The organism is Shewanella sp. SR43-8, assembly GCF_014163775.1.
GTDB lineage: Bacteria > Pseudomonadota > Gammaproteobacteria > Enterobacterales > Shewanellaceae > Shewanella > Shewanella vesiculosa.
Genome location: NZ_JACJDX010000004.1, coordinates 225,208 through 243,815, shown reverse-complemented (window position 1 = coordinate 243,815; position 18,608 = coordinate 225,208). Strand labels below are relative to the sequence as shown.

Here is an 18,608-nt window from a genome sequence, read left to right as displayed (position 1 = left end):
GCTATTGAATTAAGGTGCTGGTCTTCCACGGACTTTTATTATCATATCGGCTAACAATGGATCTTGGCATTGTTCATGCCCCATAAACCAAGCAAATAACTCTGGGTCTTCACACTCTAATAGACGAATAAAGGTATTTTTATCATCATCGGTCATTGCTTCATATTGAGTTTCGACAAAAGGTTGAAACAAGATATCTAATTCTAACATTCCGCGACGACATGCCCAGCGGACACGAGCTATATTCATTAATTCCAACACAAATCTCCTGATGTCTGTATCACAAGTTAGCTTATACGGTTCTCAAAATCTTGTACTTGTTTATCTCGTCCAGCAAATAATTCTCCAAAATCCGTTGCTAATAATGATTTTACCGCGGGATGTTGGATCATTCGCTCAGCGAACATCACATGGTATTCTTCTTTGATGTCAGTTGTTTCACCAAGCAATACCATACCTTGTGACAGTATATCATGACGATAAATAGACGGTGCGACAAAAATACCGCGATTAAAGTAACCAAATGCTTTCATCATTTCGGCATCGTCAAATTCCCCCAGAATACTGACATTAAGATTTTTTTCCGCAAACCAACCGTGTAACTGTTGTCCTAATGAGGTTCGTTTACCTGGGATTAATAATTTACTCTGCTCAAGACAAGCAGGAAAAGGCGTAGAGATAGATTCCGCAGAAAAAAAGCTCACTCCACACTCGCCTAACTTTTTCGACAAAATCTCAGGATACTTCAACGAGCCGCCGGCACAATCCGATACAATGATATCCAGCTTATGCTCACGTAAACGTTCAATAAGGCTATCGTGAGTTGACTCATAACAGGCTAAATGTACAGACCCATCGGCAGGAATAACGGTTAATAACACACGGCTCACGAGGGCTTTAGATAATGCATCCGCCACACCGACCTCGAACAACAAGGAGTCATCTTTTTGATAATTTAAGATATCAAGCATTTCATAGCTAAGACTAAACATCTTATCCGCATAACGAAAGACCAGTTCTCCTAACTCAGTAGCCTCTAAATTGCGCCCTACACGTTTAAACACAGCGCCCTTTAACCTTTCCTCCAATGAACGGATCTGCCCGGTAATGGTTTGAGGTGCAAGACATAATACTTGAGCGGCTTTGGTTACAGAGCCTTTCTTTTGTACCATCCAAAAATAATATAAATGATTATAATTTAAATGCTGCATATCAATTACTAACCCTACAAAAATCACTACAGCTACTATAGCAAATAAACACTTAACTGCGCTGTTGATTAATTGATAGTAGCTGGGCTGTATATCTTAGGTGGTTAACGTGGGTTAGAGAAAACGCGTTAGTGGTTTATTTAACTTAAACTAAGGATAAGATATGACAATACAACAATAAAAATCATAGTCTTAGCTACCATCAAACTTGTCACTCGTTTTCCTACAAGGCGAATTGGTGCTTCCAATAGCAAATTTACTACCTGTTAACTCAACGCAATGAGCAAGGCAGAGGGCTGTTTTAGCGTGGTTTGCCATCTCAAGTTCAGGTGATTTAACCCTGCAGTCTAAATCTTGGAAACACAGGATCTAAAAAGCTAATCCGCCATAACAAACGGTTGCTACATTCATCATCAAAAATCAACAGTTCCTGAACCACTAGATTAATTCATCTGAATGATTAGCCAAAAATCAAGCATAAAAAACGCAGCCCAAGGGCTGCGTTAATCTATTGACCAAATTACTGACTGCGGCGACAATCCATTAAACTCGTGATCACTGATTCCAGCTCATCACTGTTGCTAACATTGTTTAACGACACCTGCTCAGTAAGTGCTGAGACAACTTCAGATTTTACTATTATGTGGCTAGAGCAATAATTCACATTCGCCGTTTGATAACGTTTCCCCGCTCGGTATTTCAATGCTCTTGATTCATAATCATTAGGATCAATTCGTTTCTTAGCCAGTTCATCTTGAAACATTAATGCTCCATCCACAACACCTTCCAAATAACTTTGGCAAGTGGGTGAGTCAGATGATTCCAGACAAACATTAAATGATTCCGCCGATACAGGAATAGCTAAACTGCTCACGAGTATTCCCAAGGTTAATGTATTGAATTTCATGATTTCCCTCCATTTTTAGGCAGTACCTTGGCTAACCAAAAATAACCAATCACTGCCGCAAATAACGATCCAGTTAAAATACCGAGCCTTGCATAATCACCAAACGCAGCAGGTGAATTCTCAAATGCTAGTGAAGCAATAAACACCGACATGGTAAATCCAATACCACACATAACCGCAACAGGGATGATATGCCTCCAGCCAATGCCTGGTGGTAACTCAGCTAATTTAAGTTTTACTGCTAAATAACTAAATAGCAGCACTCCAATAGGCTTACCTAACAACAGACCCATGATGATACCTAGGGTGATAGGTTCAGCAAATGTATCCAATGACATATTGGTTAATGATAAACCAGCATTAGCAAAAGCAAACACCGGCAGAATCATAAAGGTGCTCCATGGGTGTAGCTTGTGCTCCAAATGCTCAGACGGTGAAGAGCCATCTTTAGCACGTAAAGGGATACAAAATGCGATAATCACACCGGCCAAAGTCGCATGCACGCCAGATTTCAATACCGCAACCCACAAAATAAAGCCCAGTAATCCATAAGGTAGAATCGAACTGACCCCTTTTCTATTCAAAGCGACCATTAGCACGATTGATATCGCCGCAATCACTAAACTAAGCATTGATAAATCGGTACTGTAGAACAGCGCAATAATCACAATCACGCCAAGATCATCAATAATCGCTAACGCCAGCAAAAATACCTTTAAGGCCACCGGAACACGACTACCCAGTAGTGCCATAATACCTAGCGCAAAGGCAATGTCAGTTGCCGCAGGGATGGCCCAGCCAACCTGAGTTTCAGGGTTAGAGTAGTTAAATGCTAAGTAAAATAACGCAGGAAAAACCATGCCACCAATAGCAGCAAAGCTGGGTAAGGATGCTTTTGCGACACTAGACAATGCTCCTTCCAGTAATTCACGCTTCACTTCTAAGCCGATTAATAAAAAGAACAATGCCATCAAACCATCATTAATCCACAGTAAAAGTGGCTTATCGATATCAAGATCACCTACCCTAAACTGGACTTCAGTGGCTAAGAAATCTTGATATATCCCAGCTAATGGTGAATTGGCAAGAATCATCGCCAAAGCCACGGCGATCATCAATAAAATCCCACCGGCAGACTCTTGGCTTAAAAAGTTTTTAATTGCACGTTCCATATAACACTCCAAAAAAAACAATAAGATAAGTCTATCTGAATCATTGAAACTATAATAATCGCTTGTTTCTTGATATTAACTCGGTATTTCCGAGGTATCAAGCGGTAACAAGTCTGCTTTATACTTTATTCAAGTTATGCTGACACTGTGAAGCATAGCGTAGATTGGGTCTTTTTCTACAGATTAGAACGTGTTAATTAACCTTGGTTTGGGTATAATCTCGAAAAGGAAAAAGGATTAAACAGATGAAACAATATCTAGATTTGTGCCAGCGTATTGTCGATGAAGGCGAATGGGTCAATAATGCTCGCACTAACAAAAAATGCCTCACCGTCATTAATGCCGATCTTGTTTATGACGTTGCAAATAATCAATTTCCATTAGTGACTACACGTAAAAGTTTCTGGAAATCGGCCATTGCAGAAATCCTTGGCTATTTACGCGGTTATCAAAATGCTGCTGATTTTAGATCATTAGGCACCAAAACATGGGATGCCAATGCCAATGAAAACCAAGCTTGGTTAGATAACCCAAACCGTAAAGGTCACGACGATATGGGGCTGATTTATGGAGCCTTGGGGCGTGCTTTTCCAAAAGCAGGTGGTGGCCAAGTCGATTTACTGCAACAAATTGTTGATGACTTAACTAACGGTATCGATAATCGCGGTGAGATTTTAACCTTCTATCATCCAGGCGCATTTGACTTAGGTTGCTTACGTCCATGTATGTACGAGCATCACTTTTCATTACTTGGTGATACCTTGTATCTCAATAGCACCCAAAGAAGTTGTGATGTTCCATTAGGATTGAACTTCAATATGGTACAGGTTTACGTATTGCTGGCATTAATGGCACAAATAACGGGCCACAAACCCGGTAAGGCGTACCATAAAATTGTCAACGCTCATATTTACGAAGATCAGCTTGAACCCATGCGCGATATTCAGCTAAAACGTGAGCCTTTTGCCTCACCTAAATTAATCATTAATCCACAGATTAAAACCTTAAAAGACATTGAAACTTGGGTGACCTTGGATGATTTTAGTGTAGAAGATTATCAGCATCACGACGCGATTAAATATCCTTTCGCCGTATAATCTGCTTTCGCTCATAACAAAAATGGCGTTGTTCAAATACTTGAACAACGCCATTTTTGTTATTGTTTAGGCTTAACTCGTTAGTAGTTTCAATCCTACAACAACAAGCAAGCAAGCAAAGATTTTTTTCAACACTGGCGTGGGCCAAGAGCTTGCCGCTTTTACACCGATAGGCGCGCACAACATTGAGCTAATAATAATCCCGATTAATGCGGGTAGATAGATGTATCCCACCGAGCCCTCGGGTAAGTTCGGTACATCAAATCCCGCGATGATATAACCAATGGTACCGGATACAGCAATAAGCATTCCGGTGGCCGATGAAAACCCAACAGCTTGGCGCATTTGTAAACCGCAATAACTCAAAAATGGAACTAGCAGTACTCCACCACCAATCCCCATTAGCCCAGCGGTTAGCGCTATCAAAATTGAGATGATAAATAGCACGGCAAAATTAGGCAGACTACTTCCCGTTTTCACTTTAAACGGAAACGCCATTTGTACAGCCATTAACACGACAAAAATGGCGAAGGCCTGCTGTAAATCATCCGATGCAATTTGCTCAGACACAAATGCTGACGCTAAAGAACCAATCACAATGCCGGGTAAAATAGGTTTAAATAACGCCCAAGGAATATTACCGCGTTTATGATGGGCAGCAGCTGAAGACATAGACGTTAAAATAATCGACGCCAGTGATGTAGCGATAGCGACGTGAGTGAGTTGAACCGAGCTAATGCCCACTGAGGGTAAGATATACAACAGAGCAGGCACAATAATTAATCCCCCTCCAATACCTAGAAGGCCGGCTAAAAAACCCACAACGGATCCCAGCAAAAGACATATTAAAAAGACCTGCAGTAAACTATCCACGATGACATCCTTAAGAGCGACACTTGGCAATATTATCAAAAACCACAACAGCGAGTTATCAAGCCGATTAAATCAAACGACTAATCCATATTGATTAAGTCTGCTAAATCATGCTGTTGTAAAAAATGAGCGAGTAAACCTCGAACTTGATTACCATTTGATTGCTGTAAAATAGACTCCAGCAATTCAGATAACTGTTGTTTTGAGACACGTCTAAGTAAAAAATTAATCCTCGCTAAGCTGCCTTGGTTCATACTGAGTTTGTTATACCCCATAGCAACTAAAAGCAAGGCGCCGTAGGGTTCTCCAGCAAGTTCACCACACACACTCACATCTAAATCATACAGTTTACACTCATCAACCGCGCGTTTAAGAGCTCTAAGAATACCAGGGTGATAACTGTCAAATAGCGAACTCACACTCGGATTATTACGATCGACAGCCAGCAAATATTGCGTTAAATCATTACTACCGACAGAAACAAAGTCAACTCGCTTCGCCACATCTTGTAACTGGTATAATAATGCTGGTACTTCAAGCATTACACCAACTTTTGGCCTAACCAAAATAGTATTTAACTCTTGGCTTAATTCAATAAATGCTTGATCCAAATATTTTAAGGTTTGATCTATTTCATCTAAATTACTGACCATTGGCAGTAATATTTGCAATTGATTACCGTGACTTGCCGCTTGTAGCATCGCCCGTAATTGCACTAAAAATAATTCAGGATGATCCAGTGATAACCGAATGCCGCGCCAGCCTAAAAATGGGTTATCTTCTTTAATCGGAAAATACGGTAGTGGTTTGTCACCACCCACATCCAATGTACGCATCACCACAGGTCTATCACCTGCAGCATCTAATACTTGGCGATAGACATTGATTTGCTCACTTTCACTCGGAAAGCGTTGATGCAACATAAATAGGATTTCAGTTCGATACAACCCAATACCATCGGCACATTCTGCTATTTCAGATGCGATACCACTGAGTAACCCTGCATTGAGATACAAATGGATCCGCTCACCATCGGTGGTAATAGAGGGTAAACCCAACTCGGCAGAAAATTGCTTTTGTTTTTCAACATCAGCATCAATCAGTAATTGGTACTCTTCTATCACAGCGGGTGAAGGCGATACCAATAGCTGACCACGATTAGCATTTAATACTAATAGCTTTTGATCAATATCGATGGATAAGACTTCATCAACGCCAACAATAGCTGGTACACCTAGCGCACGCGCTAAAATAGCGGCATGAGCATTTACCCCACCACGCTCGGTGACAATCCCAGCTAACTTTTGCCGCGGAAACTCTGCCAGTAAAGTGGCATCCACTTCTTTTGCGACCAATATAACCGGTTTATCCGGTTCTAATTCCAGTCGGCCAGGCTCTATCAGTTGTCGAAGCAATTTCTGCCCAAGCTCCCGAATATCACTGGCGCGCTCTTTGAGGTAAGGATCTTCCATCGCCAAAAACTGCTCAATATAGCGAATAGACACCCGACTGACAGCAGACTCAGCTTGCCAGCCTAATGCGACTTCACGGGCATACTCGCCACCGAGACTCGAATCATCGAGCAGTAATTGAAATGCAGTAAATATAGAGGCAACATCAGCAGATTTTTCGCGTTCAAAACGTTGCGATATTGACGTCAGCATGTCTTTACAACGCTGTACGGCTAATTTTAAGCGCAGAATTTCAACATCAACATCAGTACATCGGATCTCGGCCTGTTCCAGTGAAATCAAACCACCTAACACTAGACCATGAGCAATCGCAATACCGCTTGACGCTGTTTCACCACTGAAAACAACTTGTTGCTGCACATTGGTAATGGCCGCCTTGTGCTTTAAGCTTCGCACAACGACAGCAAGTTGCGCTGCCAAGGTCATTAAAAATGCTTCTTCGTTTTCACTGAACTGACGCGCTTCGGGCTGTTGCACCACAATAACGCCGACAACCTGTTTTTGAAAAATGATCGGTACAGCTAAAAATGCCCGATATTCTTCTTCTGCAGCTTCTGGGAATAATTTAAAGCGAGGGTGAATACGGGCATCAGCAAGGTTAATGGCTTCTTCACGTTCGGCAACTAAGCCAACTAACCCTTCAGATAGTGGCATACTGACGCGGCCAACAGCAGATTTTTCTAGCCCTTCGGTGGCCGATAACACAAGATGTTGTTGTTCAAGGATATAGATAGAACAGCAATGGGTAGCCATCGCTAATCGAGTTTGTGACACTAATATGGTTAATGCACTTTCAAGGCTGTTGGCTCTCGCAACAGCTTGAGTAATATCCCTGAGCATATTTAACACTGTTCCAATCCTCTTTGAAATCAGTTAACTCCGTTGTTTGCTTCGTTTTTTACTAAATTCGCGCGTTTGTAGCGCTAATGTCGTCGATGCGAACTCTTTCATTACCTTTCTATATACGTCGCGTTTAAAAGACACTACCTGACGAACAGGATACCAATAACTGACCCAACGCCAATCATCAAACTCTGGATGACCTGAAGAATTCAAGTTAATGGTATTATCGTGACCTTTCAATTGTAGTAAAAACCATTTCTGTTTTTGGCCAATGCAAACAGGTTTGCTTTCTTGGCGTACCAAACGCTTAGGTAAACGGTAACGTAACCAAGAGCGCGTGGACGTTAAAATTTGAACATGTTCAGGTCTTAGCCCCACTTCTTCGTAAAGTTCTCGATACATGGCTTCTTCTGCAGACTCGCCATCATCCAACCCACCTTGTGGAAACTGCCATGAATGTTGGCCAAAACGTCTGGCCCACATAACTTGTCCAAATTTATTACAGATAATGATGCCCACATTTGCGCGAAAGCCGTCGCTATCAATCACATGGACTCCGAAAATAACAAATTTTATATCGTTTGATTGTTTCACAAAGCATGCCTATCGGCAAACCTCTATTTACTGTGGATAATTGAATAACAATGTGAATAAATCAAAATTATCAACAATTATACAAAACCACTTTGTGGATTATCCACAAAATCTGTGGATATCTCTGTTCGAAACTTTGGTAAACCTTAATAACAGGCTAAAAACCAACTAATATCCTTTTGAATAAAACTGCTGAGAATTATATTATAATTCCATATAAACAGTAACTTAAAATTTTAAATAAATTCAAAAAATGCTAGATCGCTGCAATAGTACAAAAAACACACAAGCCTAATTGAGATAGCTAATCACTCATTTAGCAACTTAAGTTATACACAAATAACAAGGCTTATTTTAAATTAAACCCGTAAAAAAGCCATTTTATTACGTTGACTTGGGGTTTTTAATCAGTTAAAGAGCCATAAACTTGTACTTATCCATTAAATCTGTGGATAAGTATGTGTGAAATGTAGGGGAAAAACGAGTGTAACTTGGGACAAGTATATTATAAAAACAGTCGTAGTTAAAAAATTCATTTTAAAACAGCATCCTACAGAAGATTTTAAGCGAATAACTTTACCCAAACAAAATGCGGTTATTTTTCAACCAACCCAGGTACAACTAACTAAACTTGTTATCAATCAATATTACTTGATAGCATAGCGTGTCAGTATTAATCGCCAGCGCCCCCCCACGTTCTCAAAGGTAAGTTATCATCAAATGGCTAAATCATCGCCCTTAAACCTCAATGAATTAATGCAAAGAGCCCACAATATGGCAGGCATTTGTTTAGCGGATATTGCCAGAGATAATAAAATAGAAGTACCGGTGGTTTTGCGAAGAGATAAAGGCTGGGTAGGTCAACTTATTGAATCTGAATTAGGTGCGCTTGCGGGCTCAAAACCTGAACAAGACTTTCTGCATTTAGGCGTTGAGCTGAAAACGATCCCGATTGATCATAACGGCAAACCACTAGAAACGACTTATGTCACAGTGGCCCCACTGACGAATATTCAAGGCATGACTTGGGAGAATAGTCTGGTTTACCATAAATTGCAGAGAGTGTTATGGGTTCCTGTTGAAGGTGAACGGAGTATTCCTGTTGGGCAAAGACGTATAGGCACCCCCATACTGTGGCAACCCAACAGAGATCAAGCCAGACAGTTACAACAAGATTGGGAAGAGATAATGGAGCTTATTGCCTTAGGCAAGGTGGATAAAATTAGCGCCCGTCATGGAGAGGTACTGCAATTACGACCAAAAGCGGCTAATAGCAAAGCACTCACAGAAAGCATCGCCGAAGATGGCAGTATACAATTATCCAATCCTCGAGGGTTTTACCTTAAAATTAACTTTACGCAACAGATCTTAGCTAATGCATTCTCATAATCTGCCACAATCACAGCGCTGACTATGATTATTAATATCGAAAAAACTTGTACTACTGCAGCAGTTTCTTCACTTCTATTGATCTAAATCAGAAATAAAATATCACAAGTAAGCAAAATTTCTATAGACTACCCCTCTTATATACTAAGTCATTTAGGCAACCACATTCTCCGTGAAAGCACGCCGTCAAACACAAAAATTATTGTTCGCTATTTTTGCCTGGTGTGTAGCAATGGCTTCTTTCGTTTTTTTTCGTTACTCACAATCATCGCAACTACCTGAGTGGGCAGTTGGAAGTGCCGATTTAGCCACACTTGCTGTGATGATGGGCATTGTATTTGGCTGTTTGCATTGGATGTCGAACCTGATTGCTGACTTTAGCGCCATCAGTCGTTTACCTTATTTATTTTCAGTCGTATTTAAAGGCTTGTTTCTATTACTCGGGGCAACGACCTTAGCGTATGTGACACAATTTTTAAACATGTGGGCCATAGAGAATCACATGGTGACATTGCGGCAAATGCTTACGGTGCAAATTATTTACAGCCCATCATTCCAAGCATTAGTGGTTTATCTTGTTGTGGTGCGGGTCAGCTTAGCTTTTATTGAACAAATGTCGCTGTTGGTAGGCCCAAAAGTATTACTGAATATTGGCATGGGTAAATATCACAAGCCACGTTATGAGCAACAATTGTTCTTGTTTATCGATATGGTGTCATCAACCGCTCATGCAGAAACGTTAGGTGACTATCGCTTTAGCCGCTTGATTCAAGACAGCTTTAGTATGCTTGCAGATACGGTGACCGATAATGAAGCGGAAATTTATCGCTATATGGGTGATGCAGTATTGATCCACTGGCCGTTAGAACAAGGCATTAAACATGACCGTTGCATGAATATTTATTTTGAGTTTTGTCAGCAACTTCAGTGGCAGAGAAAATACTTTGAACAGCAATATGGTTTTGTGCCCAAATTCAAAGCAGCAGCGCACTGTGGCCAAGTTGTCGCCGCAGTAGTTGGTGTTCATAAGCAAGAAATTAGCTTCTTTAGTGATGTATTAAACACTCTGGCTCGACTGCAAGATCAATGTAACCCACTCGGTCAAAGAATGTTGCTCTCAGGGGATGTGGTGCATCGACTTGAACAGCAAAATAGCCAGTATCAACTGACTGACTTAGGGCCTATTATGCTAAAGGGTAAAAAGCATCCAACTGAAGTGTATGGTGTTGCTCCAATAAAATAGCTCCCTCTACTAGTTGAAGTCAGTTAATAACAAAAATGGCAAGTATTACGACTTGCCATTTATTGAGGCTTCAACATTCTCCAAATGAGTCTCTAACCGATCTTATTCGGTAACACTTGTGCTAACAGCTTTTTCTGAATGGCCAAACCTAAGGTTCTGAACGTTGAAATACGACTGGTAGTTTGACGCCAAACTAAACCGATATCACGGTAAGGGGCTTCGCCAGGTGGATCGATAGCAACCAGATCGGTATCCGTTAAAATCCCTGTATCAATAGCCATTTGGGGTAAAAATGTAGTACCAAGTTTACTGTTTACCATCTGTACTAAAGTATGCAGACTCGTGGCAGCAAAGGGATTAATTTTGGCACTATCACCCAATTGGCATGCTGTTATTGCGTGTCCGGTAATACAATGTTCAGCTTGGAGTAAAAAAATACTTTCATCAGGCATTTTTTGGTAGTCGATAGGTTGCACTAATTGTTGCGATACCTCTTTATGCATTACCATTTTAAATGGGTCAATACCGACTTTCATACTATGAAAACCACTCGTGTCCACGGGTAACGCCAATATCAATAGATCTAACTCACCTTTGGCTAACGCATCCAACAAACGCTCAGTGGTATCTTCTTTTAATAACAAGCTGAGTTTGGGATAATCTTGCTGGCATAATTTAACCACTCGACTGAGTAAGAATGGCGCTATGGTCGGAATACACCCTAAGCGGATCTCTCCAGTCATGGGTTCGCCTTGATTTTTAACTAACTCAACTAAGTCATCGACATCGGTTAAAATATTGCGAGCTCGCTCAACCACTTCTTCGCCAATAGCAGTAAACATAAAGGATTTATGATCGCGTTCAATTAACTGGTAACCCAGTTGCTCTTCAAGGTTTTGAATCCCACTTGATAATGTTGATTGGCTCACAAAGCATATCTTGGCAGCGCGATTAAAATTTTGTTCTTGATGTAAATGAACTAAATAATAAAGGTTTTTAAGGCTAGGAAGATTTTTCATATAAACGATTACCCTTATCTATGTTAATTCAAATAGTGAATTAAATAAGCCAAAAAAACAAGACATCAATGGGCTAATCGAAATAAAGGCCCATAAAAAATGCCCCTTAAATAAGAGGCACTTAAACAGCATGACTTTCAGCACTCGTCTAGGTATTTATCTAAACAGATAGTGACTAGCATAATGGAAATTACGCTTTTGCTTCCAAGTATACTTTCAACTGTTGTAAATCTTTGGCAGCATGCTCAACGATTGCAGCAAGCCATACCTTGTGTTCGGTTTCCCATTTAGCTTCTTCACCGTGTTGTAATAACTGTGAAAATTGCTGAATGCGTTTCAGGCCAACAGACCCTGCTGCACCTTTAAATTTATGAGCTTCTGCACATAAGGTGTCTTTATCATTTGCATCACCCGCTTTCACTAGGCTGCTGATATATTCAGGCATTAGCTGCTCGAATAACACGACGCTTTTCAATAACGTTCCAGCTCCAATGGCACTGATATATTGCTCAAGCGTATTGAGATCCAATATTGAGTCTAACTGCGTTGTGGCCATTAAGGCACCTCTATCAAATATAACGCTATAAAGTTATAAATATGATACCGAGTAAAATACCCTATGCAAGGCTTGCTAATATTTAACCGCTATTTAATGACAAAATATCACATTTTTTCAACATAACTACTCAACTGGTATTACCAATGTTTAAAAATACCTCACATTGATAATTTTTCAGCCAAATTTTTAGTGATAATAGTTATCACTCCTATATAACATCACAAAAATCGACCTAAATGTTGAACCTATTTGATTGCCAATAATCGACCCGCAGCGATCACTCGCCCCAAGAGGTTTTAGGTTGGCTAGCGATTAATGCACTGCCTTGCCCACCAAATTCACGTAACTCGTTTACGATCGCAACCAAGCCATCCCAGCGAAAAGCACACCAATCTGGGGCGAGTAAGATTGGTTTTTTGGCATAAGCAGTTACCCGATGAAAGATAATATTTTTTGGAGTATGTCGAATAAGTTTTGCAGCTTCAGCGGCATACTCTTCAAGGGTCAATAATGGCATAGCATTATAACGCCATTGCTTCGCCATCGTACTGCCTTCAACAACATGTAAAGGATGTAATTTAAGTCCATCTACACCAATGCCTAATACAGTTTGTAAGCTATTAAAATAGTCAATCGACGTTTCGCCTGGGAGCCCTAATATCAAATGAGTACACACTTTAATGCCTCTAGCGCGGGCATTTTTTACCGTCCGACGATATTCGCATAACAGATGGCCACGATTAATCCGCTTTAAAGTATGATCATTGGCGGTTTGTAAGCCTAATTCTAGCCATACTTCTATCCCTCGTTGTTGATACTCAACCAGTAAATCAATTACTTGATCAGGAACACAATCAGGACGAGTACCAATATGTAACCCTACAATATCGCTATCCTCCAGCGCTTGATCATATTTTTGCTTAAGCACTTCATACTCATCATAAGTACTAGTGTAAGCTTGAAAATAAGCAATATATTTAGCTGTGGGTGCAGTATTTATATTCACCGAAGAAGTACATTTTTTTGCTGATTGCGCACGTACTTTGCCTTCAGTTAATTGTATCGCTATCGGTTGTTCTCTACCTCGTTCACCACTGAATGAGACAACGTTGCAAAAAGTACACCCTCCCACCCCTAAGGTGCCATCACGATTAGGACAAGTAAATTGGGCATCAATGGTTAATTTTTTTACCCTTTGTCCATATAGACGTTTGCAATACAGGCCAAACGTATTTACGTAGTCATCTAAACCCAAAATACAGTCTCATTATTACGCCAAAGTTCGCCAGTGTAGTCAGTCGATAAACACCTGTCTTGGTGCTAAATCAATAAAACAGTCTATTAACTCAAGCGAGTTATAAACTTATGTACAAACTAAATAACGTTTAAAACAATTTAGTTTATTTACATCTACATAAAAGTGAATATTTACTCATTTATAATAATTTTTTACCCAAAGACTGTGTTTGAAATAAAATTCATTATTTTTGTTTCAAAAACAATTAACCGCTATTGTTACAAAAAGGTAATCAGTAATTTAATTTTTTTCTAAAATTCTTTTTATTCAGAACGTTATAGCGCTAAAAACACAGTTTACGTTAACGTAAACTTGACAGCTTATTACCTTTTTCTAGTAATTATATTTCAGTTTGTTGCATTTTTTTGGTTTGACCTTTATGCATTCTCGGTTTAATTTGGATGGTTCGGGTGCATATCTATGGATATTCTTCAAATTTACCCCGAGTCGTATCTAGTAGAGGTTTAGGGGGTTTTTTGTATGAGCTTGTATCATCCCAGTTTTGAGCGTGACAATTGCGGATTTGGTTTGATTGCACAAATGGACGGAGACGCGAGTCACCGTATTGTGCGTACCGCGATTCATGGTCTCGATCGAATGAAGCATCGTGGTGGTATTGCAGCTGACGGACGCACAGGTGATGGCTGTGGTTTATTAATGCAAATGCCTACAGATTTTTTTGAAGCGATTGCGGCTGAAAATGATTGGCATTTAAGCCGCAAATTTGCGGTGGGTATGCTATTTCTTAGCCAAGATGAGCAACGCGCTGATGAAGCGAAGTTCATTTTAGAAAAAGAACTACAAAGAGAAACGTTAAGTGTCGCTGGCTGGCGTAAAGTTCCGATCAATCCAGATGTTCTGGGGGAGATTGGCCGGAAAAGCTTGCCACAAATCTATCAAGTATTGATTAACGCGCCAGTGGGATGGCGTGAGAAAGATCTTGAACGTCGCTTATATATGGCTCGTCGCCGTCTTGAGCAACAAATAACAGATGATAAAGATTTTTATGTTGCTAGTCTTTCTGGGCAAGTCATAGTCTATAAAGGATTAATGATGCCAGCAGACCTGCCATCATTTTATACAGACTTAGCAGATATTCGTTTAAAAAGTGCGATTTGCTTATTTCACCAACGCTTCTCAACGAATACATCGCCAAAATGGCCATTAGCACAACCGTTTCGTTATCTCGCTCATAATGGTGAGATCAATACCATTACCGGCAACCGTCAATGGGCAAGAGCGCGTGCTTATAAATTCAACTCGCCTTTATTACCCGATTTACAACAAGCGGCCCCTTTTGTTAACGAAACCGGTTCAGACTCGTCTTCTTTAGATAACATGCTCGAAATGCTGTTATCCGGTGGCATGGATTTATACCGTGCGATGCGTTTGCTTATTCCACCTGCATGGCAATCTAATCCTGAAATGGATGACGAGTTAAAAGCTTTTTATGATTTTAACTCAATGCACATGGAGCCGTGGGATGGCCCTGCAGGCATTGTAATGACCAATGGTCGCCATGCTGCCTGTGCAGTTGATCGTAACGGCCTACGCCCTTCTCGCTACGTTATAACCAAGGATCGTATCCTCACCTTAGCGTCTGAAGTGGGTATTTGGGATTATTCCGCCGATGAAGTGATTGAAAAAGGCCGTGTTGGGCCTGGCGAGTTATTAGTCTTAGACACCTTAAATGGTCGCTTGTATCACTCATTTGAAATTGATAATGACCTAAAGCGTCGTCATCCTTACAAAGAGTGGATGGCTAAAAACAGTCAGACATTGATCCCTGCGGAGCAAATTGCGCCGACAAAACAAGGTTCAAGTGGCTTCGATGCCAAAACACTGCTGCAATATCAAAAACAGTTTGGTTTTACTCGTGAAGAATTAGAGCAAGTTATTTGGGTACTAGCCAGCAAAGGCGAAGAAGCCATTGGCTCAATGGGCGATGATACACCTATGGCTGTATTGTCGAAAAAGTCACGCTCCTTGTATGACTATTTCCGTCAAAAATTTGCTCAGGTGACCAACCCACCGATTGACCCCTTGCGTGAAAAACACGTAATGTCGCTCGCGACCTGTGTAGGACGTGAACAAAATCTTTTTAGCGAAACCACAGGTAATGCTTACCGAGTAATGTTTAATTCGCCAATTTTATTATTCAGCGATTTTAACCAATTACTTGGACTCGATAGCACTAACTATCGCGCCAATACAGTTGACTTGAACTACGATGCTCAAGAAACCTTAGAGCAGGCTATTCGTCGTATAACAGACGAAGCAGAACGCTTGGCGCGCAGTGGCACAACATTATTAGTCTTGTCTGATCGCGCGGTTGCAAAAAATGCTCAAGTGATCCCAGCCGCAATGGCTGTCGGAGCTGTGCAGCGACGTTTAGTCGATAAAAGTTTACGTTGCGACACTAACATTATTGTTGAAACCGCATCGGCTCGTGATCCACATCATTTTGCGGTACTAATCGGCTTTGGCGCAACAGCCATTTACCCTTACTTGGCATACGAGTCTATTTCTGCGATGGCAAAATTGCATCAGATAGATGATGTGACCCCATTAATGCTTAACTTCCGTTATGGCATTGAAAAAGGTTTGCGTAAAATCATGTCAAAAATGGGCATTAGTACCGTCGGATCATACCGTTGTAGCCAACAGTTTGAAGCCGTCGGTTTAGCCAGTGATGTGATTGAATTGTGCTTTAAAGGCGTAATCAGCCGTATTGAAGGGGTTAGCTTTAACCATATCGCCGATGACCAAAAAATACTCCATACTGCGGCCTATCGCGCCCATGTACCGCTACCACAAGGTGGCTTGCTTAAGTATGTTGAAGGCGGCGAATATCACTGCTTTAACCCAGATGTAGTCAATACCTTGCAAGCTTCACTAAAAGACAAAAACTACGCTGAGTATAAAAAGTTTACTCGTTTGGTTGATGATCGCCCAGTGGCAACGCTGCGCGATTTAATTGGCATTAAAGGCCAGCTTGACGCAGTTGAGCAAGAGACTGTTGAAGGCGCTGAAACACTTTACTCACGCTTTGACAGTGCCGCCATGAGTATTGGCGCATTAAGCCCTGAAGCCCATGAAGCATTAGCGGTTGCGATGAATCGTCTTGGCGGTCGCTCAAACTCAGGTGAAGGCGGAGAAGACGCGCGTCGTTTCAATAGCGAACGTAACTCAGCCATTAAGCAAATTGCATCTGGTCGATTTGGAGTGACAGCTCACTACCTGGTTAACGCTGATGTGCTGCAAATTAAAGTGGCACAAGGGGCAAAACCCGGTGAAGGTGGTCAGTTACCTGGTCATAAAGTGAGTGTGGAAATTGCCGGATTACGTCATGCACGTCCCGGTGTGACCCTCATTTCACCGCCACCACATCATGATATATATTCTATTGAAGATTTGGCTCAGCTTATTTTCGATTTAAAACAAATCAATCCAAAAGCCTTGGTGTCGGTCAAGCTGGTTTCAGAACCAGGCGTTGGCACTATTGCAACGGGTGTCGCCAAAGCCTATGCCGATATGATCACCATATCGGGTTACGATGGCGGTACTGGTGCAAGCCCAATCACCTCAGTGAAATATGCTGGTTCTCCTTGGGAACTCGGTTTAGCGGAAGTGCATCAGTCACTGGTAGAAAATGGCTTACGTCATAAAATTCGCTTACAAGTGGATGGCGGTTTAAAAACCGGTACTGATGTGATTAAAGCTGCATTACTCGGGGCTGAAAGCTTTGGATTTGGCACTGTGCCTATGATCGCGCTTGGGTGTAAATACTTACGTATTTGTCATCTTAATAACTGTGCCACAGGTGTTGCGACACAAGATAAAAACTTACGTGATAATCATTATCACGGCTTACCAGAACGTGTCATGACCTACTTTGAGTTTGTTGCTCAAGAAGTGCGTGAATGGATGGCAGCATTAGGTGTCACCAAGTTCGAAGATTTAGTCGGACGCAGCGACTGGTTGTATGCGATTGAAGGTCAAACAGACAAGCAACGTGGCTTAGATTTAGCGCCGATTTTATACAAGCCTAAAGTGCAGCCAAATACGTCACTGACATGGAAAGAAATCAATCCGCCATCAGATGTGGGTCAGTTAAACCAAACCTTGTTAGCTGATTGTCGTACGGCAGTTGATCTCGGTGAACCGTTTACTTATCAATATCAAATTAATAATACCGATCGCTCTGTTGGCGCAACACTGTCAGGCTATATTGCCACTAAAGTCGGGGTCGCGGGCGCAAAACAACCGTTAACCCTTGGTTTTAGCGGTAGCGCAGGACAAAGTTTTGGGGTTTGGAATAGCCCAGGTCTTGAACTTAGGCTTTGCGGCGACGCCAATGATTATGTTGGTAAAGGGATGTCAGGCGGTAAAATCGTTATTCATCCTCCTATTGGTAGCCCGTTCCAGAGTGAACGCAGTGCCATTATGGGCAACACCTGTTTGTATGGCGCAACGGGCGGTAAATTATTTGCCGCAGGCCAAGCGGGTGAGCGTTTTGCTGTGCGTAACTCTGGCGCCATCGCTGTCGTTGAAGGCAGTGGCGATAATTGTTGCGAATACATGACCAGTGGTATCGTGGTTATCCTAGGTAAAACTGGAGTTAACTTCGGTGCAGGTATGACAGGCGGATTTGCTTATGTGTTTGACCAATTTGGGCGTTTTAATCGTCGGGTAAACACCGAAATGGTCGACACCCATAAAGTAGAATCAAAAATCCACCAGCAGCACTTAAAAGGTCTTATTGAAACTCATTATGAAGAAACAGGCAGTGAGCATGCCAAAATGATATTGAGTGATTTTGAAAACTGGTTGGATTGTTTCGTATTAGTTAAACCAACGAATATTGCCGTTGCTGACCTGCTAAAAATTGAGCAGAAGAGTCCGGAATTAGTGGTAAAAGCAGGGTAATTA

At 41.3% G+C, this 18,608-nt stretch carries 14 protein-coding genes; 4 read left to right on the top strand and 10 right to left on the bottom strand.

Annotation, left to right across the window (positions count from 1 at the left end):
• Positions 1-9: 9 nt before the first annotated feature.
• The 4 genes from H5114_RS06905 to nhaA all read right to left on the bottom strand — a co-directional run bounded on the left by H5114_RS06905 (position 10) and on the right by nhaA (position 3,290).
• Complete coding sequence (locus H5114_RS06905; protein WP_124017101.1) at positions 10-258, bottom strand: succinate dehydrogenase assembly factor 2; 249 nt, start codon at positions 256-258, stop codon at positions 10-12.
• Between the two features lie 29 nt (positions 259-287).
• On the bottom strand, positions 288-1,211 hold the full coding sequence (gene nhaR / locus H5114_RS06900) for a transcriptional activator NhaR (RefSeq protein WP_182698327.1): 924 nt from the start codon (positions 1,209-1,211) through the stop codon (positions 288-290).
• 520 nt (positions 1,212-1,731) lie between these two features.
• Positions 1,732-2,118 (bottom strand): hypothetical protein, encoded by a 387-nt coding sequence (locus H5114_RS06895; protein WP_124017099.1) that lies wholly within the window; start codon positions 2,116-2,118, stop codon positions 1,732-1,734.
• Entirely contained in the window at positions 2,115-3,290 is a 1,176-nt protein-coding gene (gene nhaA / locus H5114_RS06890; protein ID WP_124017098.1) for a Na+/H+ antiporter NhaA, read from the bottom strand. The genes H5114_RS06895 and nhaA overlap by 4 nt, the downstream gene beginning before the upstream one ends.
• Before the next feature lie 245 nt (positions 3,291-3,535).
• On the opposite strand from nhaA, the gene H5114_RS06885 reads away from it, so the two are divergent.
• Positions 3,536-4,387 carry a thymidylate synthase gene (locus H5114_RS06885; protein WP_124017097.1) on the top strand — a complete coding sequence of 284 codons (852 nt, stop codon included), beginning with the start codon at positions 3,536-3,538 and terminating at the stop codon, positions 4,385-4,387.
• Between the two features lie 72 nt (positions 4,388-4,459).
• On the opposite strand, the gene H5114_RS06880 is transcribed toward H5114_RS06885, so the two are convergent.
• The 3 genes from H5114_RS06880 to rppH form a co-directional block, all read right to left on the bottom strand.
• Positions 4,460-5,260: a sulfite exporter TauE/SafE family protein gene (locus tag H5114_RS06880; RefSeq protein WP_124017096.1), complete on the bottom strand. Its 801-nt coding sequence runs from the start codon at positions 5,258-5,260 to the stop codon at positions 4,460-4,462.
• A gap of 80 nt (positions 5,261-5,340) precedes the next feature.
• Positions 5,341-7,581, bottom strand: coding sequence for a phosphoenolpyruvate--protein phosphotransferase (gene ptsP / locus H5114_RS06875; protein ID WP_182698324.1), 2,241 nt, complete (start codon positions 7,579-7,581; stop codon positions 5,341-5,343).
• 24 nt (positions 7,582-7,605) lie between these two features.
• Positions 7,606-8,124 carry an RNA pyrophosphohydrolase gene (gene rppH / locus H5114_RS06870; protein ID WP_124017220.1) on the bottom strand — a complete coding sequence of 173 codons (519 nt, stop codon included), beginning with the start codon at positions 8,122-8,124 and terminating at the stop codon, positions 7,606-7,608.
• A 765-nt stretch (positions 8,125-8,889) separates the two neighbouring features.
• On the opposite strand from rppH, the gene mutH reads away from it, so the two are divergent.
• A complete protein-coding gene (mutH, locus tag H5114_RS06865; protein ID WP_182722523.1) occupies positions 8,890-9,558 on the top strand; it encodes a DNA mismatch repair endonuclease MutH in 669 nt (222 codons plus the stop codon).
• Positions 9,559-9,790: 232 nt separating this feature from the next.
• A complete protein-coding gene (locus tag H5114_RS06860) occupies positions 9,791-10,801 on the top strand; it encodes an adenylate/guanylate cyclase domain-containing protein (protein WP_220487645.1) in 1,011 nt (336 codons plus the stop codon).
• 92 nt (positions 10,802-10,893) lie between these two features.
• Here the strand turns inward: H5114_RS06860 and oxyR are convergent, their stop codons facing one another.
• The 3 genes from oxyR to H5114_RS06845 all read right to left on the bottom strand — a co-directional run bounded on the left by oxyR (position 10,894) and on the right by H5114_RS06845 (position 13,634).
• Complete coding sequence (oxyR, locus tag H5114_RS06855) at positions 10,894-11,820, bottom strand: hydrogen peroxide-inducible genes transcriptional activator OxyR (RefSeq protein WP_124017092.1); 927 nt, start codon at positions 11,818-11,820, stop codon at positions 10,894-10,896.
• Between the two features lie 190 nt (positions 11,821-12,010).
• The gene (locus H5114_RS06850) at positions 12,011-12,376 is read right to left on the bottom strand and encodes an Hpt domain-containing protein (RefSeq protein ID WP_124017091.1); all 366 of its coding nucleotides are present in this window, start codon (positions 12,374-12,376) and stop codon (positions 12,011-12,013) included.
• Positions 12,377-12,656: 280 nt separating this feature from the next.
• Complete coding sequence (locus H5114_RS06845) at positions 12,657-13,634, bottom strand: TIGR01212 family radical SAM protein (protein WP_182722522.1); 978 nt, start codon at positions 13,632-13,634, stop codon at positions 12,657-12,659.
• Positions 13,635-14,156: 522 nt separating this feature from the next.
• Between H5114_RS06845 and gltB the strand changes: the two genes are divergently transcribed.
• Positions 14,157-18,605 carry a glutamate synthase large subunit gene (gltB, locus tag H5114_RS06840; RefSeq protein ID WP_182698321.1) on the top strand — a complete coding sequence of 1,483 codons (4,449 nt, stop codon included), beginning with the start codon at positions 14,157-14,159 and terminating at the stop codon, positions 18,603-18,605.
• The last annotated feature ends 3 nt before the right edge of the window (positions 18,606-18,608 follow it).